This is a genomic window from Cellulomonas sp. FA1 (genome assembly GCF_000986825.1).
In the GTDB taxonomy this organism is placed as follows: Bacteria; Actinomycetota; Actinomycetes; order Actinomycetales; family Cellulomonadaceae; genus Cellulomonas; species Cellulomonas iranensis.
In genome coordinates, this window is record NZ_LBMY01000001.1 from 1,296,680 (window position 1) to 1,319,890 (window position 23,211).

The window sequence follows — 23,211 nt, forward strand, 5'->3', positions numbered from 1 at the left end:
GCTCAGTGCCGCGCGGCGCGCTCACGCGCCCACGCGCGGTGCAGGCTCAGCACCAGCCGGAAGAGCCGCTCGCGCGTGCGCTCGTCGAGCTCGAGGAGCTCGCAGCCGTACCGCCACTCGTGCTGCCCCTCCTCGACGCGCAGCACGCGGGCGACGAGGTCGACCGACTCGTCGCCGACGGGCATGGGGAAGCGCACGACGTCACCCCGGTGGAGCAGGCGCCGCGTCACGAACCGCACGCCCGACGCGCTGACGTCGACGACCGTGACCGGCAGGGCCTGCGTGCCGTCGGCGGTCTCCAGCTTGCCCAGCGCGCTCACACGGTAGAACGCGCGCGCCGCGGACCTGCGCTGGTTCGGCTCGCCGCGCTCGAGCACGACGACACGCACCTCACCGTCCGTCATGCCGCCCAGCAGCCCGACGTACGGGCAGCGACCGCGCACCGGGTCGAGCACCGTGACCGTCGCCGCGTCGCCGATCTCACGCCCCTCGGGGAGCTCGTCCACCTCGAGCACGAGCAGGTCGCCCTCGAAGGTCCGGACGTGGCCCTCGACCTCGCCGGTCTTCGTCCCGAGGCGGCACAGGGCCAGCTCGTGCACGTGACACCTCCTCGGGTTCGCGCCGGACGCGCCGCGGCGCGTCCACGATCAGGACATCCGCCCAGTTGTACTGGGCGGCCCCGTCGCCGCCAACCGCCGGCCGGGTGGTCACGGACAAGATCACCCGGCGCGGGGGTCGCTCCCCCGGGTGGGGCGTACGTCCTCGTCCGCGTCCGCCGACGCGGAGGGCCCGTCGCCGCCGTCACGCCGACGCCGGTGCGTCTGGCGGAACTGCTCGGCGATCTGCTGGGCCTGCGCGCTCACCAACCAGCGGTAGGAGTCGTGCAGGCGAGCGGTGCGTGCAGGGTCGAGCCCACGGTCGCAGGCCGACAGCCAGGCACGCTTCGCGGCGAGGATGTCCGCGTCGGTCACGTCCACACGAGGGTCGGTCTCGTCTGCCATATGTCCAGAATGAGCGTCTATGCCCGCAATGTGCGCGTCGTCCGGCAGCATTCACCCGCTGCACCAGGCTCCCGGGTGACGCTTTTCACCCGGTGCTGGGCCGCGCGGGTCACGGGCCCGAAGGGCGGATGAGTCAGCCGGTACGCCGGGTTCTGTCCCCCCGTCCGGTTGCCCGGGCGGGGGTGGCGACCATCCATCTACGACGTACGTTGCCGCACGCCTCCAGCGGCCTACCCGGGAGCTCGGGCGGGCAACCCTCGAACGCTCCCTGTCTGGCCTTGCTCCGGGTGGGGTTTGCCGAGCCGCACCGGTCACCCGGTGCGCTGGTGGTCTCTTGCACCACCGTTTCACCCTTACCGCGCCGGCCGAGGCCGACGTGGCGGTCTGTTCTCTGTGGCACTGTCCCGCGGGTCACCCCGGGTGGGCGTTACCCACCACCCTGCCCTGCGGAGCCCGGACGTTCCTCGGCGGGACCCGAGGGTCCCGACGCGGCCGCCTGGCTGACTCATCCGCGCCCGTCAGCCTACCCGGGTCAGACGTCGACGCGGTACGGCAGCGCGAGCTCGTCGCCGCTGCGCCCGCGGATGCCCCAGTGCGTGGGCGGGCTCTCGAGGACCACGACCTCGAGGTCGTCGGCGTCGAGCCCGAGCGCAGGGGCGACGTCGTCGAAGAACGCCGCGATCAGCGCGCGCACGGCCGCCGGGCTGCGCCCGCCGAAGGAGACCACCTCGACCACGAGGTAGGCGTCCGAGCGCGGCGCGACGAGGTCGTCGGCGTCCAGCAGGGAGAAGCGGTGGAACCGCTTGTCGGCGGGCAGCCCCCACGCGCCGGTGAGCGCGGCGTGCACGGCGTCGGACACCTCGGCACGCCGCGCGGCCCACACCGAGCGCCGCCCGTGGATCTTGACCTGCGCCACGTCACACCCCTGCGTCGTCGGACTCCCGGCGCGCACACCGTACCCTCGTGCGGTGCTCGTCCTGCTCCCGCCGTCCGAGGGCAAGACGCCCGCCCCCTCCGACGCCGCCCCGGTCGACCTGTCGACGCTCGCGCACCCCGCGCTGACGCCGGTCCGCGAGCGCGTGCTCGACGCGCTCGCCGCGGTCAGCGCCCGGCCCGACGCGTGCACCGTGCTGGGCGTCTCCCCCGGCCTCGCCGCCGAGGTGGCGCGCAACACGACGATCCGCACCGCTCCGGCCGCACGCGCGTCCCGGGTCTACACCGGCGTGCTGTACGGCGCGGCGGCCCTGGACACCCTGAGCCCGGCCGCACGCGCCCGCGCCGTCGCGAGCGTGCGCGTCGTCTCGGCGCTGTGGGGCGTGCTCACGGTGGACGACGCCGTACCCGCCTACCGGCTGTCGATGGGGACTGACCTGCCCGGCGTCGGCCCGCTCGCCGCCGCGTGGCGCGGGCCGCTGGGCGACGCGCTGGACGTCGAGGCCGACGGCGACCTCGTCGTGGACTGCCGCTCGGCGGCCTACCGGGCCGCGTGGACGCCGCCGGCGGGGGCCCGGTGGGTGGACGTGCGCGTGCTGCGGGAGGTCGACGGCCGCCGGTCGGTCGTGTCGCACCACGCCAAGCACACGCGCGGCGTGCTGACGCGCCACCTCGTGACCCGGCGCGGCCGCGCACCGCGCGACGCCGACGAGCTCGCGCACGCCGCCAGCGCGCTCGTGGGCGACGCGCTGCACGCGGTCGAGCTCGGGCCCGCGCCGCGACGCGGTGCGCGCACCCTCAGCCTCGTCGTGCTCTGACACCCGCGCGGGCCGCGTCGACGCGGCCCGCTCGCCGGTGCGACGTCCTGGGGCTGCGCGGCTCGGCGTACGCCCGCCACGTGCCCGCCGACCCCTGTGCGGCGTTCCGGCGGCCAGGCCGCCGGAACGCCGCACACGAGCGCCTCAGCCGCGCGCCCAGCCCTCGCTCGGCGCCCCCGCGACCGCGATCTCGTCGCGCCGGTCGGCGAACAGCCGGACGATGCTCACGGACGCGGGAGCCACGCGCAGCTGGCTCCAGGTGCCCGGATCCGACCCGAGGGTGACGCCGAGCGCCGCGCGGATCGCGACCGCGTGCGACACGACCACGACCGTGCGGTCCCCGCCGCCGGCGCGCAGCGCGTCGAGCCCGCGCCGCAGCCGCTCCCCCACGTCGGCGATCGACTCGCCGCCGGGCGGCCGCACGCGGCCCGACGTGTGCCACGGCTCGAGCTCGCCGGGCCACCGCTCCTCGATCTGCTCGGCCGTGAGCCCCTGCCACGCGCCGAAGTCGGCCTCCTGGAAGGCCGCGTCGGTGCGCACCGGCAGCCCGAGCCGCTCGGCGATCACCGCGGCGGTCTCCTGCGTGCGCACCATCGGGGACGCGACGACCTCGCTCGGGAAGGGGATGTCCCCCCACAGGTCGCGTCCGACGCGCTCGACGAGCGCCGCGGCGGACCGGGCCTGCGCACGGCCGTGCTCGTCGAGCGGCGGACCGGGCTCCGACGAGCCCGAGTACCCGCGGGACACCGTCATCGTCGTCTGGCCGTGCCGCACCAGCACGACCGTCGTCGGCTGCTCGTCGTCGAAACGCGGCGACGCGCCGGACGGCCGGGACGCCCGGCGCCGCGGCGCGGCCGAGGCGCCCGACCCGGTCGGGTCCGCCGGGTCGACCGCGAGCGGGTCGGAGGTCGGGTCGGGCGAGGCGTCGGCCGGCTGCGTCGGGGTCACCCCCGCAGTCTCTGCCGTGCGCGGTCGGGCGTCCAACCGGGGTCGGCGCGCCACCGCCCCCGCCCGGGCGCGGCCTCCCGCACCGGCGGGCCCGCGGTCCGCGGGCGTCAGCCCTCGGCACCCCGCACGAGGATCCGGCCGCACTCCTCGCAGCGCACGATCGCGTCCGCCGGGCGCGCGCGGATCGCCTCGAGGTCGAGCGGGTTGAGCTCGAGGCGGCAGCCCTCGCAGCGGCTGCCGCGCAGGGCCGCGGCCCCGCTGCCGCCGAGCTGGCCGCGCAGCCGCTCGTAGAGGGCCACGAGCCCGGCGTCGAGCCCGTCCGCGGTGCGGTCGCGCTGCGCACGCACGCGGTCGGCCTCGGCGTCGACCTGCGCCCAGCCGGCGTCGCGCTCGGCGACGACCTCGTCGCGCGCGGACACGAGCGCGGCGTGCGCCTGCTCGAGCTCGGCGAGCGCCGCCTCGTGGGCCTCGAGCCGCTCCATGACCTCGAGCTCGACGTCCTCGAGGTGCGACTGCCGGGCCGCGAGGCTCGCGAGCTCGCTCGTGAGCGCCTGCGCGTCCTTCGCCGACACCTGCCCCGCGTCGAGGCGCTGCTGGTCGCGCGTGGCGCGGTTGCGCACCTGGGCGACGTCGGCCTCGGCCTTCGCCAGCTCGGCGCGCAGGTCGGAGGCCGCCGTGCGCGACGTGACGAGCGCGGTGTCGAGGTCCGCGAGCTGGCCGTCGAGCTCGACGATCCGGGCGAGCGCCGGGAGCGACCGCCGCTGGTGCGCGAGCTGCGCGAGTCGGGTGTCGAGCTCCTGGACATCGAGGAGTCGTCGCTGGTCGGCTGCGGGGGCGGTGCTCACGGAGATCCTTCCGGCTGGGACGTCTGCCGCACGTGTCCCGTCCACGGGTCGGTGCGGCGCGTGCTGACGCGGGTCTCCACCGTAGTGCCCCCGGCTGCCAGGTCGGCGCGCAGGTCCACCGCGGCGCGCGGCAGCCACACCCACTCGGACGCCGCGTGCGCGAGGTCGACCAGCGCGGGCCGCGGCGGGCCCCCCGCCGACTCGAACGCGGCGCGTTCCTGCTGCTCGGACGCGGGGTGGTGACGCAGGTCCGCCGTGACGTACGCGTCGACGTCGGCGGCGCGCACGGCGTCGAACAGCGAGTCGCCCGACCCGCCGAGCACGGCGACGCGCCGCACGGGCATGTCCGGGTCGCCCGCCCAGCGCACGCCCTGCGCCGTGGCGGGCACGGCCGCGGCGACGTCGGCGGCGAACCGCGCGAGCGGCACGGGCTCCGGGAGCGTCCCGACGCGCCCGAGCCCCGTGTCACCGGGCAGCGCCGCGAGCTCGAGGACGTCGAACGCGGGCTCCTCGTACGGGTGCGCCGCGCGCATGGCGGCGACGACGCGCGCCCGCAGGCCGCGGGGCGCGACCATCTCGACGCGCACCTCGGGCAGCGTCTCGCGCCGCCCGACCGCGCCGATCGCGGGCGTCGCCCCCTCGAGCGGCGTGAACGTGCCCTGCCCTGTGGTGGTCCAGGCGCACCGCTCGTAGGCGCCGACGTGCCCGGCGCCGGCGGCGGCCATCGCGTCGACGAACGCGTCGGCGACGTCGACCGGCGCCATCACCACGTGCTTGTCGAGCGCGGGCGCGTCGGCGGCCACGAGCGGCACGGTGCCGACGAGGCCGAGGACGTCGGCGAGCGCCTCGGCGACACCGCCGTGCGCCGCGTCCGCGTTGGTGTGCGCCGTGTACAGGCCGCACCCCGCGCGGACCAGGCGGTGCACGAGCGCACCCTTGTACGTCGTGGCGGCGACCGAGTGCACGGGTCGCAGCAGCAGCGGGTGGTGGGTCACGAGCAGGTCGGCGCCCCACTCCTCGGCCTCGTCGACGACCGCCGCGACGGGGTCGACGGCGAACAGCACGCGCCGCACGGGCGCGGCGGGGTCGCCGACCGCGAGGCCGACGCGGTCCCACTGCTCGGCGGTGCGGGGCGGGTACCGGGTCTCCAGGGCGCGGACGACGTCCGCGAGCGTCGCGGTCACGGCAGCACGAGCGCCTTGGTGCACGTGCGCTCGTCCATCGCGCGGTACGCGTCCGCGACGTCGTCGAGCGCGAACGTCCCGTCGAACACCAGGCCCGGCTCGATGGTCCCCGCCCACACGTCGGGCAGCAGCCCCTCGATGTAGCCGCGCACGGGCGCGACGCCGCCGACCACGCCCTTGTTCGTGCCGAACATCAGCCCGACCGGCAGCTCGGGACCGCCCGCGGGGACGCCGACGAACCCGACCCGTCCGCCGGGCCGGACGGTCGCGAGCGCCTGCGCCATCGACTCCTTGGTGCCGACGCACTCGAGCACGCCGTCCGGGCCGACGCCGCCGAGCAGGTCGAGCACGGCGGCCGCGCCCTCGTCGCCGCGCTCGGCGACGACGTCGGTCGCGCCGAAGCGGCGCGCGAGCGCCTGGCGGGCGGGGTTGCGCGACATCGCGACGATCCGCTCAGCACCGAGCCGGCGCGCCGCGATGACGCCGCACAGCCCGACCGCGCCGTCGCCGACGACCGCGACGGTCGACCCGGCGCGCACACCCGCCGACAGCGCGGCGTGGTGCCCGGTCCCGAGCACGTCCGTGAGCGTGAGGACGTGCGGCAGCAGCGCGTCGTCCGGGTGCTCGGGCGTGACGACGAGCGTGCCGTCGGCCAGGGGCACGCGCACGTACTCGCCCTGCGCGCCGTCGGACGGCACGCCGTCGTGGTCGGGCGAGCCCCACCACGCGACCTGCTCGCACGAGGTGTGGACGCCGTTGCGGCAGTGCACGCACGTGTTGTCGCAGATCGAGAACGGCGCGACGACGAAGTCGCCGACGCGCACGCGACGCACGTCGGACCCGACCTCCTCGACCACGCCGACGAACTCGTGCCCGATCCGGTGCGGGCCGTCGGTGGGCCGCACGCCGCGGTAGCCCCACAGGTCGGAGCCGCACACGCACGTCGCGACGACGCGCACGACGGCATCGGTGGGACGGTGGACCTGCGGGTCCGGCACCTGCTCGACGCGCACGTCGCGGGGGCCGTGGATCACTGTCGCTCGCACACGGGAAGCCTACGGCGCGGGCCGCCCGCGGCGCCCGGCGGCGCGGGCGTCGGCGCTGCCCGCACGCCGGTAGGCTGACCGACCGCAGGGGCCTGTAGCTCAGTTGGTCAGAGCGCCGCGCTTACACCGCGGAGGTCGTCGGTTCGAGACCGGCCGGGCCCACCAGCACGCGCCACCGGGCCCGGGACCCGAGCGTCGCGCACGCGCCGCGTGATCGACGCCGCACGGGCGTCACAGCGCCGCGAGGGCCTCGCGGTAGGCCTCGAGGGGTCGCGCACGGCCACGCGGGTGCACGAGGCTCCAGCGCAGCACTCCGTCGGCGTCGACGAGGAACGAGCCGCGCAGCGCGTGCCCGGTCGACTCGTCGAGCACGCCGAAGGCACGCGCGGCCGCGCCGTGCGGCCAGAAGTCCGACAGCAGGTCGAACGGGTAGCCCTCACGCTCCGCCCAGGCGCGCAGCGTGAACATCGCGTCGCACGACACCGCGACGAGACGGGCGCCGGCGTCGTCGAACAGGCCGATCTCGTCGCGCAGCTCGCCGAGCTCGCCCGTGCAGGTGCACGAGAACGCGAAGGGGACGAAGACGAGCACGAGCGGCTCGCCGCGCAGCTCGGACAGCGCCACGGGCGTGCCGTGCGTGTCGGGCAGCGTGAGGTCGGGGACGGGCTCGCCGACGCGCAGGGTCTGCCCTGCGCTCACTTGCCGCGGCCGCGCGTCGCCAGACGCGTGGCCGACCAGTCGGGGCCGATGGCGAACGTCGTCATCGCGTGCAGGCCGGACGTGGTCGCGGCCTCCTCGATGTCGGAGTGCGACACGTGGCCCGGGCGCCCGGCCTTCGGCGAGAACACCCAGATGGGGCCCGAGTCGTCGAGGACCGTCATCGCGTCGACGAGGTAGTCGGTGAGGTCGCCGTCGTCGTCGCGGAACCAGATGATCGCGCCGTCCGTGACGTCGTCGTAGTCCTCGTCGACGAGCTCGCTGCCGGTGACGGCCTCGAGCGCCGCGCGCACGTCCCCGTCGACGTCGTCGTCGTAGCCGAGCTCCTGGATCGTCTGCCCGGAGCTGAAGCCGAGCCGAGCGACCGCCTGAGACACGGCGTCGTCCGCGGTGGGTGACACGTCGAGCGGTTCCCTTCTCCCGGGGCCGCTCACGTGACGCGGACCCACCTGTTGATGTCGGGACACGTTAGCCCACCGCACGCCCCGAGGCCCTGGGAAGCGGGCAGCGGGAACGCGTGTCACGGACGTCACGCCCTGATCAGGGCCCGCGGGTGTGACTTTCGGGCCTCGACGGACGGAGAATGGTGCGACCACCCGCCATCCCCCTGCCGACACGTGTCAGGGCGTCGGGTGCCGACACGGAGCGTGCCGAGGCGCCGACAGGCGCCGGGCGCGCACGAGACGCGAAGGAGCACCGGTGGCTTCCATCGACGAGACGGGCCCCCTGATCGGCGGTCTGCTCAGCCAGGTCCCGGACATCGACCCGGAGGAGACCGGTGAGTGGCTCGAGTCCCTCGACGGCCTGATCGGGGACAAGGGCGGCCCGCGCGCGCGGTACGTCCTCATGAGCCTGCTGCGGCACGCACGTGAGCGCAACGTCGCGATCCCGGCGTCGCTGAACACCCCGTACGTCAACACCATCGCGGTGCACAACGAGCCGTACTTCCCGGGCGACGAGGTCATCGAGCGCCGCTACCGCTCCTGGATCCGCTGGAACGCCGCCGTCATGGTGACGCGCGCGCAGCGTCCCGGCATCTCGGTCGGCGGCCACATCTCGTCGTACGCGTCGGTCGCGACGCTCACCGAGGTCGGCCTCAACCACTTCTTCCGCGGCAAGGACCACCCCGGCGGCGGCGACCAGGTGTACTTCCAGGGGCACGCCTCCCCCGGCGTGTACGCGCGTGGCCTGCTCGAGGGCCGCCTGACCGAGCACCAGCTCGACGGGTTCCGCCAGGAGCTGTCGCACCCCGGCGGCGGCCTGCCGTCGTACCCGCACCCGCGCCTCGCGCCCGACCTGTGGGAGTTCCCCACGGTGTCGATGGGCCTGGGCCCGTCGTCGGCGATCTACCAGGCGTGGACCAACCGCTACCTGCACAACCGCGGGATCAAGGACACGAGCCAGCAGGACGTCTGGGCGTTCCTCGGCGACGGCGAGATGGACGAGCCCGAGTCGCGCGGCATGCTGCAGCACGCCGCCCAGCAGGGCCTGGACAACCTCACGTTCGTCGTGAACTGCAACCTGCAGCGCCTCGACGGCCCGGTCCGCGGCAACGGCAAGATCATCCAGGAGCTCGAGGCGCAGTTCCGCGGCGCCGGCTGGAACGTCATCAAGGTCATCTGGGGCCGCGAGTGGGACACCCTGCTCAACGCCGACAAGGACCGCGCGCTCGTGCACCTCATGAACACGACGCCCGACGGCGACTTCCAGACGTTCCGCGCCGAGGACGGCGCGTTCATCCGCGAGCACTTCTTCGGGCGCGACCCGCGCACCAAGCAGCTCGTCGAGAAGATGACGGACGACGAGATCTGGGCGCTCAAGCGCGGCGGCCACGACTACCGCAAGCTCTACGCGGCGTACAAGGCCGCACGTGAGCACACCGGCCAGCCGACCGTCATCCTCGCGCACACCATCAAGGGCTACGGCCTGGGCTCGGGCTTCGCCGGGCGCAACGCCACGCACCAGATGAAGAAGCTCAAGATCGACGAGCTCAAGACGCTGCGCGACTCGCTGCACATCCCGATCACGGACGAGCAGCTCGAGGCCGACCCGTACCTGCCCCCGTACTACAACCCGGGGCCGGAGGACGAGGCGATCCAGTACATGCTCGAGCGTCGCCGTCAGCTCGGCGGCTTCGTGCCCGAGCGCCGCAGCACGCACACCAAGCTCACGCTGCCGGGCGACAAGGTCTACGAGACGCTCGCCAAGGGCTCGGGCACGCAGGAGGTCGCCACGACCATGGCGCTCGTGCGCCTGTTCAAGGACCTCGTGAAGGACAAGGAGTTCGGCCACCGCCTGGTGCCGATCATCCCCGACGAGGCGCGCACGTTCGGCCTGGACTCGATCTTCCCGAGCGCGAAGATCTTCAACACCAACGGCCAGAACTACATGGCCGTGGACCGCGAGCTCATGCTGAGCTACAAGGAGTCCGAGGCCGGGCAGATCATGCACACCGGCATCAACGAGGCCGGGTCCGCGTCCGCGTTCCAGGCGGTCGGCACGTCGTACGCCACGCACGGCGAGCCGCTGATCCCGTTCTACTTCTACTACTCGATGTTCGGGTTCCAGCGCACCGGCGACCAGTTCTGGGCCGCGGGCGACCAGATGGCGCGCGGGTTCCTCATCGGCGCGACCGCCGGCCGCACGACCCTGACGGGCGAGGGCCTGCAGCACGCCGACGGCCACTCGCCGCTGCTCGCAGGGACCATGTCGCACGTCGTGCACTACGACCCGGCCTACGGGTACGAGATCCGGCACATCGTGCGCGACGGCATCGAGCGGATGTTCGGCGAGAACGCGCAGGGCCGCGACCAGGACGTCATCTACTACCTGACGGTCTACAACGAGCCGATGGTGCAGCCGGCGGAGCCCGAGGGCGTCGACGTCGAGGGCATCCTCAAGGGCATCCACCTGGTGTCCCCGGCCGAGGGTGACGGGCCGCGCGCCCAGATCCTCGCGTCCGGCGTCGCCGTGCCGTGGGCGATCGAGGCGCAGCACCTGCTCGCCGAGGACTGGGGCGTGCGCGCCGCGGTCTGGTCGGTGACCAGCTGGAACGAGCTGCGCCGCGAGGCGCTCGCCGCCGAGCAGCACGCGTTCCTGCACCCGGGCGAGGAGCCCCGCACGCCGTACCTCACCGCCAAGCTGCAGGGCGCCGAGGGCCCGTTCGTCGCCACCACGGACTTCGACCACCTGGTCGCCGACCAGGTGCGCGCGTGGGTCCCCGGCCGGTACGCGACGCTCGGCGCCGACGGCTTCGGCTTCTCGGACACGCGGGCCGCCGCACGTCGTCACTTCAAGATCGACGGGCCGTCGACGGTCGTGCGCGTGCTGCAGCAGCTCGTGCTCGAGGGCAAGGTCGACCCGTCCCTGCCCGCGCAGGCCATCGAGCGCTACCGCCTGCACGACGTCACGGCCGGCACGTCCGGCAACACGGGCGGCGACGCCTGACGCGCGCCCCCCGCGCACGACGAGACCCCTGGCCGCAGCGGCCGGGGGTCTCGTCGTTCCTGGACCGTGACGCGGAGGCAGCCGCCGTGGCGGCGCCTGCCCGGCGTCAGGTGCCGGGGATGGACTGCTGGGCCTGCGCGACCTCGCGCGTCAGCTCCGCCTTGAGCGGAGCGACGGCCGAGGCGTCGGGGTAGAGGTCGAGCGACGCCAGGTGCTGCTTGGCCTCGAGGGGACGGTCGGCCAGCAGCGCGGCGTGCACGAGCGCGCGCGCGACCTCGGGGTCGTGCTCGCGGGGACGCCAGTGCCCGACGCCCAGGTTGAGCGCCTCGACGGGCTGCCCCGCCTCGGACAGCAGCGCGAGCGCCTGCGCGAGCGCGAGTCCGGACGGGTCGCGCTCGGCCGCGGTCGTGAGCCGCCGGATGGTGCCCTCGTGGTCGTCGCGGACCGAGAGCCGCGCGAGCTCCACGAGCGGGTACCAGGCGCGGGGGTTGCCGGCGAGCTCCTCCCCCAGGGCCCAGACCGCCAGATCGGCGGCGTGCTGCCGCTCGTGCTCGGCGTTCGGGGCCGTCAGCGGGTCGTCCTCCGGCACGGACTCGGCGGCGCGGCGGCGGACGATCTCGGCGAGCGCCTGGAAGGCCCGTTCGTTGTTGGGGTCGTCGCTCAGCATCGACCGCAGCGCGTCCTCGTGGAGGGTGTCCCCCCGGCGCGAGGCCGTCGTCGGGCGGCGCGCCCCGACCCGGGAGGCCGAGGAGGGTCGCCGCATGAGCTGGCGCAGGCGGGGCAGGAGAGCCATGGCGCGACCTTATCCGTTCTGCCCCGTCCGCACCCGTTCTGGGAGCGCCCCCGCCGTTCGACGACGCGCGACGGCTTTGTCGACTTCCCACAAGCCCGCCGCCTATGCTCGCGGCCATGGCGACGTCTCCGAGGACGCCGGCGGCGCGCACGCCCCGCCGTCGCGGCACCACCCCGCAGGCCGGCGCGGCGGCCCCCGTCCTCCCCCCGGCCGGGGCCGACCAGAGCGAGACGCAGCGCCGCGTGCGCGAGGGCGCGGGGCTGCTCGCCGCGGCCGCGATGCGCCGGCTCGACGCCGACCTCGAGTGGTACCGCGCGCTGCCCGCCGAGGACCGGTCGTGGGTCAACCTCGTCGCGCAGGCCGGCATCACGGCGTTCATCTCGTGGTACGCGGACCCGACGCGCCCGCCGCACGGCGTCGGCGAGATCTTCGCGGCCGCGCCGCCCGAGCTGACCCGGTCGATCTCGTTGCAGCACACGCTCCAGCTGGTCCGCGTCGTCGTGGACGTCGTCGAGACGCACTCCGACCGGCTCGCGGCGCCCGGCGCCGAGCGCGAGCTGCGCGAGGCGGTCATGCGGTACTCGCGCGAGGTCGCGTTCTCGGCCGCCGAGGTCTACGCGCGCGCCGCCGAGGTGCGCGGCGCGTGGGACGCGCGGCTCGAGGCGCTCGTGGTCGACGCGCTCGTGCGCGGCGACGGCGACGACTCGCTGCGCTCGCGCGTGTCGGCGCTCGGGTGGAGCGGACGCGGCTCGACGCTCGTCGTGGTCGGCACGGCCGCCGCGCACATGGACGAGGTGCGCTCGGCCGACCTGCGGCGCGCGACCCGCCGGTCGGCCGACGACGCGCTCGTCGGGATCATGGGCGACCGCCTGGTGGTGTTCCTCGGCGGCGAGGGCGACCTGCGCGCCGCCGCGATGTCGCTGCTGCCGCGGTTCGGGCCGGGACCCGTCGTCATCGGGCCGCTCGCGCCCGGGCTCGCCGAGGCGACCCGGTCGGCGCGCGCGGCCCTCGCCGGGCTCGCGGCCGCACCGGGCTGGGAGCAGGCGCCGCGGCCCGTGCTCGCCGACGACCTGCTGCCCGAGCGCGTGCTCGTCGGTGACGACGACGCACGACGTGCGCTCGTCGAACGGGCCTACACGCCGCTCGCCGCGAGCCAGGGCTCGCTGCTCGAGACGCTGTCGGCGTACCTCGGGGCCGGGCGCTCCCTGGAGGCCGCCGCGCGCACGTTGTACGTCCACCCCAACACGGTCCGCTACCGGCTCAAGCGCGTCGCGGACGTCACGGGGTGGGACCCGCTGGACGCGCGGGAGTCGTACGTGCTGCAGACGGCCCTGGCCGTCGGGCGGCTCGACGCCGCCGCGGCCCCCTGAGCCCCGCGCCCGCCGGAGGCGTGCCGCGACGCGGCCTTTGTACAGGTCCGACAAGCACGGGACCCGAGGTTGGTACGTGCCGTGACCGGGTGACGGCGCGCGCCCACGGCACAGTGGTCGGGTGCTCGTCGTCGCCTGCCCCGGCCAGGGGGCCCAGTCCCCCGGCATGCTCGTCCCGTGGACCGAGGTCGACGGCTTCGCCGACTCCCTCGCGCGTGCGAGCGACGTCGTCGGGGTCGACCTGCTGGCCCACGGCACCACGTCCGACGCCGAGACGATCCGTGACACCGCGGTGGCCCAGCCGCTGCTCGTCGCCACCGCGCTCGCGAGCCTGCGCGCGGTGCTCGGCACGGACGCCACGACCGACCTCGCACGGCTCGCGCCCGCGTCGTTCGACGTCGCCGCGGGCCACTCGGTCGGCGAGCTCGCGGCCGCCGCGGCCGCGGGCGTCCTGACCGACGACGACGCGCTGCGGCTCGTCGCGGTGCGCGGCGCCGCGATGGCGCGCGCGGCCGCCGCGACCCCGACGGGCATGAGCGCCGTGCTCGGCGGCGACCCCGACGAGGTGCTGGCGCGGCTCGAGGCGCTCGATCTCGTGCCCGCGAACGTGAACGGCGGCGGGCAGGTCGTCGCCGCGGGGGCGCTCGACGCGCTCGCCGCGCTCGGCACCGAGGCCCCGGCGCGTGCGCGCGTCGTGCCGCTGCAGGTCGCGGGCGCGTTCCACACCCGCTACATGGCACCGGCCGTCGACGAGCTCGCCGCGGCGGCCGCCGCGGTGACGCCGCGCGAGCCCGTGGTCACGCTGCTCGGCAACGCCGACGGCGCGGCCGTCACGAGCGGCGCGGACGCGCTGACCCGCATCGTCGGCCAGGTCGCGCGCCCCGTGCGCTGGGACCTGTGCCAGGCCACGCTGCTCGAGCTGGGCGTCACGGCGCTGCTCGAGGTCGCACCCGGTGGTGTCCTCACCGGGCTGGCGCGACGTACGCTGCCGGGCGTCGAGACGCTCGCGCTGAAGTCCCCCGCCGACCTCGACGCCGCGCGCGACCTCGTGCGTCGGCACGCCGGCACCACCGCACAGGAGAGCCAGTCGTGACCCGTCCGACCCTCACGCAGTCCACCGGCCCCGCGCACACGCGCATCCTCGGACTGGGCGGTGTGCGCGGCGAGCGCGTCGTGCCCAACGACGAGCTCGTGGGCCCCATCGACTCGTCCGACGAGTGGATCCGCCAGCGCACCGGCATCGTCACGCGTCGTCGCGCCGAGGCGGGCACCGACGTGCTCGACCTCGCCGAGGGTGCCGCGCGCGCCGCGCTCGAGAACGCCGGGCTCACGGGCGCCGACATCGACGCCGTGATCCTGTCGACCGTCACCTACTTCCACCAGACGCCCGCCGGCGCCGCGATCGTCGCGGACCGCATCGGCGCGACGCCCGCCGCGGCGTACGACATCTCGGCCGCGTGCGCGGGCTACTGCTACGGCATCGGCCAGGCCGACGCGCTCGTGCGCGCCGGCACGGCACGCAACGTGCTGGTGATCGGCGCCGAGAAGATGAGCGAGTTCGTCGACCCGACGGACCGCACGATCTCGTTCCTGCTCGGCGACGGGGCCGGAGCCGTCGTCGTCGGCGCGTCCGACACGCCCGGCATCGGCCCGACGATCTGGGGCTCCGACGGCGGGCAGGCGCAGGCGATCCGCCAGACGCACTCGTGGCTCGCGACGCGCGACGAGGGCGCCGGCTGGCCGACGCTGCGCCAGGAGGGCCAGTCGGTCTTCAAGTGGGCGGTGTGGCAGATGGCGCCCGTCGCGCAGAAGGCCATGGACGCCGCCGGGGTCGCCCCCGAGGACATCGAGGCGTTCATCCCGCACCAGGCGAACATGCGGATCATCGACCAGATGATCAAGCAGCTCAAGCTGCCCGACTCGGTCGTCGTGGGCCGCGACATCGCCGACACCGGCAACACGTCGGCCGCGTCGATCCCGCTCGCGGCCGAGCGGCTGCTGCGCGAGGGCCAGGTGCCCTCGGGCGCGCTGGCCCTGCAGATCGGCTTCGGCGCGGGCCTCGTCTACGCCGCGCAGGTCGTCGTCCTGCCCTGACCCGTGACCCGGGCGGACGGCGCACCGTGCGCCTGTACCGTTCAGCACGTCCCTGCACCACCTGACACGAGGAGACCCCCGATGGCGCACAGCGAGCAGGAGATCCTGGCCGGCCTGGCCGAGATCGTCAGCGAGGAGACCGGTCTGCCGACCGACGCCGTCCTGCCCGAGAAGTCCTTCACCGACGACCTCGACATCGACTCGCTGTCGATGATGACGATCGTCACGCTGGCGGAGGAGAAGTTCGAGGTCCGGATCCCCGACGACGAGGTCAAGAACCTCGCGACCGTCGGCGACGCCGTGAGCTTCATCGCGGGCGCCCAGGCCTGAGCCTGCGCGCCGCACCTGCGGCCACGGGCGGTGCGCCGGCACCCCTGCCGTGCGCACCGCCCGACCCACCCGAGGAGAACCCCCATGAGCACCGTCCCCGAGGTCGTCGTCACCGGCCTGGGCGCCACCACGCCGCTCGGCGGTGACGTCCCCAGCACGTGGCGCGCCGCGCTCGCCGGCGAGTCCGGCGCCCGCCCGTTCGACAACGACTGGGCCGAGCGCTACGAGATCGGCGTGTCGTTCGGCGCGACCATCAAGGTCACGCCCGACCAGGTGCTCACGCGCCCCGAGATCAAGCGCATGGACCCGTCCGCGCAGTACGCCGTGATCGCGGCGCGCGAGGCGTGGGCCGACGCGGGCGCCCCCGAGGTCGACGGCGAGCGCCTGGGCGCGGTCGTGTCGTCGGGCATCGGCGGCATCTGGACGACGCTCGACGCGTGGGACACCCTGCGCGAGAAGGGCGGCCGTCGCGTGCTGCCCATGACCGTGCCGATGCTCATGCCGAACTCCCCCGTCGCGTACGTCTCGCTCGAGCTCGGTGCACGAGCGGGTGCGCACGCGCTGGTCTCGGCGTGCGCGTCCGGCGCGGAGGCGATCGGCTACGGCGTCGAGATGATCCGCTCGGGCCGCGCCGACGTCGTCGTCGCCGGTGGCACCGAGGCCACCATCCACCCCATGCCGATCGCCGCGTTCGCGGCGTCGCGCACGCTGTCGTTGCGCAACGACGACCCGACCGGCGCCTCGCGGCCGTACGACGTCGACCGTGACGGCTTCGTCATCGGCGAGGGTGCGGGCGTGGTGGTGCTGGAGTCGGCCGCGCACGCGGCCGCCCGCGGTGCGCGCGTGTACGCGCGCATCGGCGGCGTCGGCCTGTCGGCCGACGGCTACCACATCACGTCCCCCGAGCCGTCGGGCGACGGCCAGGTCCGCGCGATGCGCGCGGCCCTCGCCGACTCGGGCGTCGCCGCGCGCGACGTCGTGCACGTCAACGCGCACGCGACGTCGACGGTCGTCGGCGACCTCATCGAGGCCCGGTCGATCCGCGGCGTCCTGGGCGACGACGCCGACCACGTGGCGCTCTCGGCCACCAAGTCGATGACGGGTCACCTGCTGGGCGGCGCCGGCGCGCTCGAGACGATCTTCACGGTGCTCGCCGTGCACGACCGGCAGGCGCCCCCGACGATCAACGTCGAGAACCCCGACCCCGAGCTCGTGCTCGACCTGGTGCGCGGCACGCCGCGCGCGCTGCCGGACGGCCCGATCGCGGCCGTCAACAACTCGTTCGGGTTCGGCGGTCACAACGTCGCGCTGGTGGTCACCTCCGCCTGACGCCGCATCGCCGCACGCTCACGTCGCCCCGTCCGCGCCCTGGCGCAGGCGGGGCGACGTGCTCCGGGTGGAACCTCGGCGGTGCGGTCAGCCCACGCGGTGCAGCCAGCGCACGGGCGCGCCCGCGCCCGCGTAGCGGAACGGCTCGAGCTCGTCGTCCCAGGCCTGCCCGAGCGCGAGGTCGAGCTCGGCCCGCAGCCGCTCCGGGTCGCCCGCGTGCTCGAGGGCCGCGCGGATGCGGTCCTCGGGGACGACGACGTTGCCGTGCACGTCCGTCTGGGCGTGGAAGATGCCGAGCTCGGGCGTGTGGCTCCAGCGGGAGCCGTCGACGCCGACGCTGGCCTCCTCGGTCACCTCGTACCGGAGGTGGGCCCAGCCGCGCAGCGCGGACGCGAGGCGCGCTCCCGTGCCGGGTGCGCCCTGCCAGGACAGCTCGGCGCGGTAGAAGCTCGGACCGGCCGGCTGCGCGGTCCAGTCCATGCTGACGCGCACTCCCAGCGCGTTGCCGGCCGCCCACTCGACGTGGGGGCACAGCGCACGCGGCGCGGAGTGCACGAAAAGGACACCGCGGGTGACGGCACCGGCCATGTTGTCCTCCCAGTGGGCTCGAGGGTCGCCTTCCCCAACGACCTCGTACCCCGACAGGAAGCGTCGACGGCACAGCACCACGCACGCGGCGTGCAGGCACAGGATGCCTCATGCGTCCGCGCAGGTCCAGCGGACGCGCGAGACTAGAGCTGCTCGCGGATCGCGCGCATCGCCTTCTTGCGCACGGACCGCTCGAGGCGGTCGAGGTAGAGCAGCCCGTCGAGGTGGTCCACCTCGTGCTGGAGGCACCGCGCCATGAGCTCGACGCCCTCGACCACGACCTCCTTGCCGTCGAGGTCGGTGCCGACGACGCGCGCGTACCAGGCGCGGTGCGTCGGGTACCACAGCCCCGGCACCGAGAGGCAGCCCTCGTCGCCGTCCTGGTACTCGTCCTCCGACAGCTCGACGATCACGGGGTTCAGCACGTAGCCGATCTCGTCGTCGATGTTCCACGAGAAGGCGCGCAGGCTCACGCCGATCTGGTTGGCCGCGAGCCCGGCGCGACCGTCCTGGTCCACCGTCTCGAGCAGGTCCTCGACGAGCGAGCGGACGCGGTCGTCGATCGTGGTGACGGGGTCGCACGGGGTGCGCAGGACGGGGTCGCCGACGGTGCGGATCTCACGCAGGGCCATGACCCGATCCTTTCACGTCGCGCGGGCACGAGGCGCCACGCAGCGGCTCTCGCGGCGCGGTGCGCACGAGGCGCTGGACACAGCACGACGCCGGTGGTGACCAGGTCACCACCGGCGTCGGGACGTGCGGTGCGTCGTCGTCGGACGACGCGGGGGTCACTCCCCGGCGCGCTGCTGCGGGACGCCCGTGAGGAGCTGACGCACCTCAGCCTCGTGGAAGCGGCGGTGCCCGCCCAGCGTGCGGACGGCGGAGAGCTTGCCGGCCTGCGCCCAGCGCGTCACCGTCTTGGGGTCGACGCGGAACAGGACCGCGACCTCACCCGGCGTGAGCAGCGCGCCCTGCGTGAGGGGGGCGTCGGTGGCAGGCGTCTGAACAGCCATGGGTGGTGCTCCTTCGTCGTTCGGTAGCTCGGCTGACCCCGTGGGCCCCGTGGCTTTGCGTCCCCACCTTGCGGCGGGTTTGCCGTTTGTCGCTGACGAAGGACGACTATGCCCGAAACTGGACAAGCGTGCAAGAACCGGAGCCCGCCGGATCTGTCCCGGAGCGGGTGAAACGTCACAGGCGGCCGAAGCGGGCCCTGACCGCGCAGTAACCACCGAACGCGACGAGCCCCAGCGCGACCAGGACCAGCAGCACCGGACCTGCCGGGGCCTCGCGCAGCGCCTGCAGCGCACCGTCGAGCCCGGACGCCTCGTCGGGGTTCGCGTGGAGCGCCGCCACGACGAACAGCACCCCGACGACGCCGAGCGCCACGCCCTTGGCCGCGTAGCCCACGACCCCCGCGGTCCGTGCCACGCGTCCGGTCGTGCCGCTCGGCAGCCGCTGCAGGTCGTCGAGGAACTTCTTCGCCAGACCCTTGTAGACGTGGTACCCGCCGACCACGACGACGGCGACGCCGACCGCGCCGACCAGCACACGCCCCGCGGGCGCCTGCATGAGCTGACCGGTCAGGCTCGTGGTCTGGCCGCTGCTCGAGGAACCGCCACCCTGCACCACCGAGAACGCCGTGCCCGCGAGCGCGAGGTACACGACGGCCTTCGCCCCGCACTTCACGCGGTCGGACGTCTCCCCCGCCGCCCCGCTCAGCGCCGCCGCGGCCTGCCACGCGCCCAGCGCGACGAACGCCACGACCGACACCCACAGCACGAGCGCCCCGAACGACGTCTGCGCGATCTGCTGGAACGCCCCCGACTGGTCGGCGCTGCCCTCGCCCGAGCCGAGCGCGAGCTGCAGCGCCAGCACCCCGACGAGGACGTGCACCAGACCGCTGGCCGCGTACCCCGCGCGCGCACCGACCTCCCACGCGTGCTGACCCGACCTCGCCGCGACCGTGGACATGCGACCTCCCTCGCTGCGGGCTCCCCCACCCGTGCCGGCCCGCGCCGGACGCCCGCGGCGATGCTCGCAGCGCGCGGCCCGCTCCGCGACCGGAACGCCACGAACCGGGCGCGCGCGCTCCCCTCGGTAGGCTGCCGCCCGCGGGCCAGTAGCTCAGTCGGTCAGAGCAGCGGACTCATAATCCGTCGGTCGTGGGTTCAAGCCCCACCTGGCCCACCGCGCTGACCTGCACGTTCGCACGCCGCCACCGGATTCGCGGGCGCCTCGTGCAGCAAAACGTGCAGCAGCGGAAGCCCCTCAGGTCGGTGAACCCACGCGCCGATGTCCCAGGTCATGAGCGACTCCCCGCGCACGAAGGCCGACCGGTCCATGCCCGTTCCGCTGGGCGTCGGCATCGCACTGGTGCTCGTTGGCGCACTCGTCGGACCCGGGCCGCTGCGCCTCGTCGGGTTCGTCGGCGGCGTGCTCGCGATCGCCTACGGCGTCGGTCAGTACCTGCGCCAGACGCGCGACCCCGAGGCCTGACGAACAACCTCAGGGGTGTGTGCGTCGTCGAACGGACCCTCTGCGCCGCGTAACGCGCTCGGTGGGCACCCAAGCGAGCCACGGGCCACGCCCGGGGACGTCCTGCCGAATGCACACCGCACCGCGCGCAGTCGCGAGGACGTGCACCTCGAGCACTCACGCGCGCCGTCCTAGAGCTCGACGTCCGCGAGCGCTGGTACCGGCGGGTCGACGACATGCTGGGGGCCGGCGGGCTCGCCGTGATTGACGGCCCAGCGGCAGCAGTCCGGGTGGCCGGGTGGGATGCGCACGAGGACCACGGTCGCGCCGGGGTGCGACAGGCACGCCAGCGCCCTCGTCGGGTGGAGTCCGCTGATCCGCATGGGTGGACCTGCGCCCGATCGCCAGGCAGGCGCATGACCAGCCGCTACGGTTCTCGGCGTCCGTTTTGCTCTGTTTGCAGGGGGTGCTGGTGACGACGTCGGTCGTCGACGACCGTCAGGTGGGCACTGCGCCACTGCGGGAGTGGTGGCAGGTCTGGGCGGAGCGGCGCGCGCAGTGGTGGGCGGAGCGACCCGTGCTGGCTCAACGGTGGACACGGGTGCGTGCGGTCGGGCTATGGGCCGCGTTGGCGTGGGCGGCCGGGTTGTTCGTGTTCGTCCCGGACGTGCGCCTGTCAATGCGCGCGTGGCTGGGGTGCGTGTGGGTAGTCGTGGCGTGGTGGGCCCTTGCGCGGACGAAGACGTTGACGTGGACCGGGTTCATGCGGTTCTTCGCCGCGTGCATTCCGTGGTCGGTCGCGATCGGCCTGATCTCGACGTGGCTCGCTAGCTCGGCGCTGAGCGCGACCGTGCGGGACGTCGGCCCCTCGATGGGGATCGCCTCGATCACCGAGGAGACCCTCAAGCTCGTACCTGTCGCGCTGGTCGCTATGCTCGCGCCGCGTCGAGCGTCGCGATTCGCCGCGGTCGACTGGCTGCTGCTCGGCCTGGCGTCCGGCACCGCCTTCCTCCTGGTCGAGGAGAGCCTGCGGCGCCTTACTCTGAGCATGGAGCCGCAGAGCCTCCTCGGTCGGCTGTTCGAGGCGATGCTTCCTCGTTCCGAGGGGCTCCCGCCGGACTGGACGACGTTCCGGCCGTGGCCTCCGCTGCCAACGGACTGGGCACAGGCTGGTCGCGGCTTCGGTGGACATGGCGTGGTCACCGCGATTGTCACCGGTCTCGTAGGTCTGGTGCTGGTCGCGGTTCGGCACGTTCGGGGCCGCTTGGACCGAGCAGCGCAGCTGGTGCGCACCGGTGCGGTGACGGTGCCGTTCGTGGCGCTGGTCGTCGCGATCGCCGACCACGCGGCGTACAACGGCGGCGGCGGGCTCAACGCCCCGGACGGAACGCCGCGGTGGTTGGATCCCGCCACGACGAACGTGCCATGGTGGATCCGCGCACCGTGGTCGCTGTTCGGCCATGGACACTTCCGCCCGACCGTGCTCGTCGTGCTGGCCGTCGTCCTGCTGCTGCTCGACGGCGCGCGCCTGGCGCGGGTGCCCGCCGCGACGCTCGACCCTCGCCCTCGACCCGGATGGATCGACCGCGTCACGGGCGCACTGGCCGCGACGACCCGGCGGTGGCCCGCTGCGCTGCGCGCACTGCCGGCACGGTGCGCGTTCGCCGTGCTAGGCACCGGATGGGTCCTGGCGCGTGACTGGCGCACCGCCCTGGCCGGGTTCGCACCCGAGCCCGGGCAACCGCACCTGGCGGCCGCTCGGCAGGGCGCCTCGCTCCTGGCCGGTCAACGCGCCGCTCGTGAGCTCGGGTACGCCGAGCTCGCCGGCCACGTCGACGTGCGCACCCGACGATGGGCCGCCGTGGCGGCGCTGCTCACGCTGCTGGCCGGGGCGTTGGTGCTCGCGCCGCTCACCGCGCAGGACCTCGAACGCACCTACGACCTGTTGGGCTGGCTGGCAGGGGTCATGGCCGCCGTCGCCTCGTGGTGGGACAGCCTGTCACCGGCCCAGAAGACAGCGATCGGCTTCGGTGTCGGAGCGCTGCTCGCCCTGACCCCGCTCGGGCTGGGCGGCGCCCTGTTCACCACGGGTGCCCTGACGTGGGCGATGGACAAGCGCGAGGGCATCGCGACCTTCGCCCAGGACCCAAGCACCGCCACACGCGACTACCTGACCACGACCCCACCGTCCCAGATGGCCATGGACGGCGTCGCGTTCGTGTTCACGTTCCTCCCGGCTGGCGCCGGAGCCGCCACAGGCACCGTGATGCGCCCCGCCCTGCGCGAGGCGGCCTGGGCGCTACGCCACCACCCCGGCGAGCTCCTCGACAGCATCGCCGCACGCATCCGCTGGCAGCTACGCCACGCCGACGAGGACATCGGCGCCGTCGTCGTCCAGTCCAAGCGCCTGCCAGGTGACCCGGCCTCTGTCGGCTGGGCCACCACACAGCAGTACCGGACGACCTTCGAGCGCGCCTACCCCGAACTGCCGATGCAGGATCTCGTGATCCACCACGCTGTCGAGCAGCAGGTCATGCGGCGATACCCCGGGCTCTTCGACAGGTACGAGCTCCACTCGATCGAGAACCTTCGCGGCATCCCCACCCACTTGAACCGCGACATCCACCTCGTCCGGATCCGTGAGCTCTGGGACGACTTCTACGACGCGTTCGCCGACGCTGGGCGCCCGCCCACCAAGGCGGAGGTGCTTGAGTACACGACGAAGATCGATGATCTTCTCGGTCACCACTTCATCCCGAGGGAGCGTTGATGCACTGGATCAAGCCAGAGGTTGCTGGCGGGCTCGGTGAGGGATCGGACTACGACGTCGCTCGTGAGCCCCAGCTCCTGGGCGACCTGTACTTCGAGTTCGCTGACTGGCTCGGAGACGACATCGTGTCGACGTCGGGGTTCTGGCTCGTCACCGACCGGCTCGCTGATGCCTTCCGAAGCGCTGGGCTGACCGGCTGGGAGTTGGGTGTCGTTCACGTCTCTCGGTCGGAGGAGCTCGCGCGGCGCAAGCCTGATCTCGAGCTGCCGAACTGGAACCGTCTGCTCCCCACCGGCACTGAAGGTGACGACATCCTCCTGGTCCGTCGGGTGTACCTGTGCGTCAGCGAGCGCGCTCTGCAGGTCCTCCGCGGTTTCTCGATCGAGCACGCACGCGTCCGCGACGTCTCTGCCATCCCACCGCCGATCGTGTAGCGCGCCGTGCACCCCGCCCCCCGCGGCGTCACGGCCCCGGACGCCCCGAGGTGCTGCCCTACCGCGAGCGCCCCGCCAGGCGACGCCGG

At 74.3% G+C, this 23,211-nt stretch carries 24 protein-coding genes, 2 tRNA genes, 1 other RNA gene and 1 riboswitch; of the genes, 12 read left to right on the plus strand and 15 right to left on the minus strand.

Translation table 11 applies throughout. From position 1 onward, the window contains the following. Window positions 1–2: 2 nt before the first annotated feature. The 4 genes from GY42_RS05775 to GY42_RS05785 all read right to left on the minus strand — a co-directional run bounded on the left by GY42_RS05775 (window position 3) and on the right by GY42_RS05785 (window position 1,917). On the minus strand, window positions 3–599 hold the full coding sequence (locus tag GY42_RS05775) for a PilZ domain-containing protein (RefSeq protein ID WP_046528604.1): 597 nt from the start codon (window positions 597–599) through the stop codon (window positions 3–5). Between the two features lie 120 nt (window positions 600–719). Further along, window positions 720–1,001, minus strand: a complete 282-nt coding sequence (locus tag GY42_RS05780) for a hypothetical protein (protein WP_143320427.1) — start codon at window positions 999–1,001, stop codon at window positions 720–722. A gap of 125 nt (window positions 1,002–1,126) precedes the next feature. Continuing rightward, an RNA gene (rnpB, locus tag GY42_RS18500) (RNase P RNA component class A) lies at window positions 1,127–1,509 on the minus strand. 24 nt (window positions 1,510–1,533) lie between these two features. After that, entirely contained in the window at window positions 1,534–1,917 is a 384-nt protein-coding gene (locus tag GY42_RS05785; protein WP_046528606.1) for a tautomerase family protein, read from the minus strand. Between the two features lie 52 nt (window positions 1,918–1,969). Between GY42_RS05785 and GY42_RS05790 the strand changes: the two genes are divergently transcribed. Next, a complete protein-coding gene (locus GY42_RS05790) occupies window positions 1,970–2,752 on the plus strand; it encodes a YaaA family protein (RefSeq protein ID WP_046528607.1) in 783 nt (260 codons plus the stop codon). A 144-nt stretch (window positions 2,753–2,896) separates the two neighbouring features. Here the strand turns inward: GY42_RS05790 and GY42_RS18945 are convergent, their stop codons facing one another. The 4 genes from GY42_RS18945 to GY42_RS05810 form a co-directional block, all read right to left on the minus strand. Further along, window positions 2,897–3,700, minus strand: coding sequence for a histidine phosphatase family protein (locus tag GY42_RS18945; RefSeq protein ID WP_046528608.1), 804 nt, complete (start codon window positions 3,698–3,700; stop codon window positions 2,897–2,899). 107 nt (window positions 3,701–3,807) lie between these two features. Further along, a complete protein-coding gene (locus GY42_RS05800) occupies window positions 3,808–4,545 on the minus strand; it encodes a zinc ribbon domain-containing protein (protein WP_046528609.1) in 738 nt (245 codons plus the stop codon). Then, window positions 4,542–5,729 (minus strand): Nif3-like dinuclear metal center hexameric protein, encoded by a 1,188-nt coding sequence (locus GY42_RS05805; protein WP_046528610.1) that lies wholly within the window; start codon window positions 5,727–5,729, stop codon window positions 4,542–4,544. Before GY42_RS05805 ends, GY42_RS05800 begins: the two co-directional genes overlap by 4 nt. After that, a complete protein-coding gene (locus GY42_RS05810) occupies window positions 5,726–6,775 on the minus strand; it encodes a zinc-dependent alcohol dehydrogenase family protein (protein ID WP_046528611.1) in 1,050 nt (349 codons plus the stop codon). Before GY42_RS05810 ends, GY42_RS05805 begins: the two co-directional genes overlap by 4 nt. Window positions 6,776–6,863: 88 nt before the next feature. Between GY42_RS05810 and GY42_RS05815 the strand changes: the two genes are divergently transcribed. After that, window positions 6,864–6,940, plus strand: a tRNA-Val gene (locus tag GY42_RS05815). 66 nt (window positions 6,941–7,006) lie between these two features. Here GY42_RS05815 and GY42_RS05820 read toward each other — a convergent pair. Together GY42_RS05820 and GY42_RS05825 are read right to left on the minus strand one after the other, a co-directional pair. Further along, complete coding sequence (locus GY42_RS05820) at window positions 7,007–7,474, minus strand: peroxiredoxin (protein ID WP_046528612.1); 468 nt, start codon at window positions 7,472–7,474, stop codon at window positions 7,007–7,009. After that, on the minus strand, window positions 7,471–7,893 hold the full coding sequence (locus GY42_RS05825; protein ID WP_046528613.1) for a DUF3052 domain-containing protein: 423 nt from the start codon (window positions 7,891–7,893) through the stop codon (window positions 7,471–7,473). Before GY42_RS05825 ends, GY42_RS05820 begins: the two co-directional genes overlap by 4 nt. A 298-nt stretch (window positions 7,894–8,191) precedes the next feature. Between GY42_RS05825 and aceE the strand changes: the two genes are divergently transcribed. Then, window positions 8,192–10,939: a pyruvate dehydrogenase (acetyl-transferring), homodimeric type gene (aceE, locus tag GY42_RS05830; protein ID WP_046528614.1), complete on the plus strand. Its 2,748-nt coding sequence runs from the start codon at window positions 8,192–8,194 to the stop codon at window positions 10,937–10,939. A gap of 106 nt (window positions 10,940–11,045) precedes the next feature. Here the strand turns inward: aceE and GY42_RS05835 are convergent, their stop codons facing one another. Continuing rightward, the gene (locus GY42_RS05835; protein WP_046528615.1) at window positions 11,046–11,732 is read right to left on the minus strand and encodes a hypothetical protein; all 687 of its coding nucleotides are present in this window, start codon (window positions 11,730–11,732) and stop codon (window positions 11,046–11,048) included. Window positions 11,733–11,848: 116 nt separating this feature from the next. Between GY42_RS05835 and GY42_RS05840 the strand changes: the two genes are divergently transcribed. The 5 genes from GY42_RS05840 to GY42_RS05860 all read left to right on the plus strand — a co-directional run bounded on the left by GY42_RS05840 (window position 11,849) and on the right by GY42_RS05860 (window position 16,855). Then, window positions 11,849–13,102, plus strand: coding sequence for a PucR family transcriptional regulator (locus GY42_RS05840; protein ID WP_046530607.1), 1,254 nt, complete (start codon window positions 11,849–11,851; stop codon window positions 13,100–13,102). Between the two features lie 121 nt (window positions 13,103–13,223). Next, on the plus strand, window positions 13,224–14,195 hold the full coding sequence (locus tag GY42_RS05845) for an ACP S-malonyltransferase (RefSeq protein ID WP_046528616.1): 972 nt from the start codon (window positions 13,224–13,226) through the stop codon (window positions 14,193–14,195). Then, window positions 14,192–15,196 carry a beta-ketoacyl-ACP synthase III gene (locus GY42_RS05850; protein WP_046528617.1) on the plus strand — a complete coding sequence of 335 codons (1,005 nt, stop codon included), beginning with the start codon at window positions 14,192–14,194 and terminating at the stop codon, window positions 15,194–15,196. The genes GY42_RS05845 and GY42_RS05850 overlap by 4 nt, the downstream gene beginning before the upstream one ends. Before the next feature lie 81 nt (window positions 15,197–15,277). Then, on the plus strand, window positions 15,278–15,526 hold the full coding sequence (locus tag GY42_RS05855) for an acyl carrier protein (RefSeq protein WP_046528618.1): 249 nt from the start codon (window positions 15,278–15,280) through the stop codon (window positions 15,524–15,526). Between the two features lie 84 nt (window positions 15,527–15,610). Next, window positions 15,611–16,855: a beta-ketoacyl-[acyl-carrier-protein] synthase family protein gene (locus tag GY42_RS05860; RefSeq protein ID WP_046528619.1), complete on the plus strand. Its 1,245-nt coding sequence runs from the start codon at window positions 15,611–15,613 to the stop codon at window positions 16,853–16,855. Window positions 16,856–16,942: 87 nt separating this feature from the next. On the opposite strand, the gene GY42_RS05865 is transcribed toward GY42_RS05860, so the two are convergent. From GY42_RS05865 to GY42_RS05880, 4 genes are all read right to left on the minus strand, one after another. Beyond that, window positions 16,943–17,443 carry a DUF3145 domain-containing protein gene (locus GY42_RS05865; protein WP_046528620.1) on the minus strand — a complete coding sequence of 167 codons (501 nt, stop codon included), beginning with the start codon at window positions 17,441–17,443 and terminating at the stop codon, window positions 16,943–16,945. A gap of 143 nt (window positions 17,444–17,586) precedes the next feature. Further along, complete coding sequence (def, locus tag GY42_RS05870; protein WP_046528621.1) at window positions 17,587–18,075, minus strand: peptide deformylase; 489 nt, start codon at window positions 18,073–18,075, stop codon at window positions 17,587–17,589. A 156-nt stretch (window positions 18,076–18,231) separates the two neighbouring features. Beyond that, the gene (locus tag GY42_RS05875; RefSeq protein ID WP_046528622.1) at window positions 18,232–18,456 is read right to left on the minus strand and encodes a BldC family transcriptional regulator; all 225 of its coding nucleotides are present in this window, start codon (window positions 18,454–18,456) and stop codon (window positions 18,232–18,234) included. 19 nt (window positions 18,457–18,475) lie between these two features. Next, window positions 18,476–18,550: riboswitch (cyclic di-GMP riboswitch) on the minus strand. An 81-nt stretch (window positions 18,551–18,631) separates the two neighbouring features. Continuing rightward, entirely contained in the window at window positions 18,632–19,414 is a 783-nt protein-coding gene (locus GY42_RS05880; protein ID WP_046528623.1) for a DUF1206 domain-containing protein, read from the minus strand. A 142-nt stretch (window positions 19,415–19,556) separates the two neighbouring features. On the opposite strand from GY42_RS05880, the gene GY42_RS05885 reads away from it, so the two are divergent. The 4 genes from GY42_RS05885 to GY42_RS05905 all read left to right on the plus strand — a co-directional run bounded on the left by GY42_RS05885 (window position 19,557) and on the right by GY42_RS05905 (window position 23,122). After that, window positions 19,557–19,630, plus strand: a tRNA-Ile gene (locus GY42_RS05885). 117 nt (window positions 19,631–19,747) lie between these two features. Beyond that, window positions 19,748–19,939, plus strand: coding sequence for a hypothetical protein (locus GY42_RS05890; protein WP_152667223.1), 192 nt, complete (start codon window positions 19,748–19,750; stop codon window positions 19,937–19,939). 364 nt (window positions 19,940–20,303) lie between these two features. After that, the gene (locus tag GY42_RS05900) at window positions 20,304–22,688 is read left to right on the plus strand and encodes a protease PrsW (protein ID WP_046528626.1); all 2,385 of its coding nucleotides are present in this window, start codon (window positions 20,304–20,306) and stop codon (window positions 22,686–22,688) included. Further along, window positions 22,688–23,122, plus strand: coding sequence for a hypothetical protein (locus GY42_RS05905; protein ID WP_046528627.1), 435 nt, complete (start codon window positions 22,688–22,690; stop codon window positions 23,120–23,122). Before GY42_RS05900 ends, GY42_RS05905 begins: the two co-directional genes overlap by 1 nt. The last annotated feature ends 89 nt before the right edge of the window (window positions 23,123–23,211 follow it).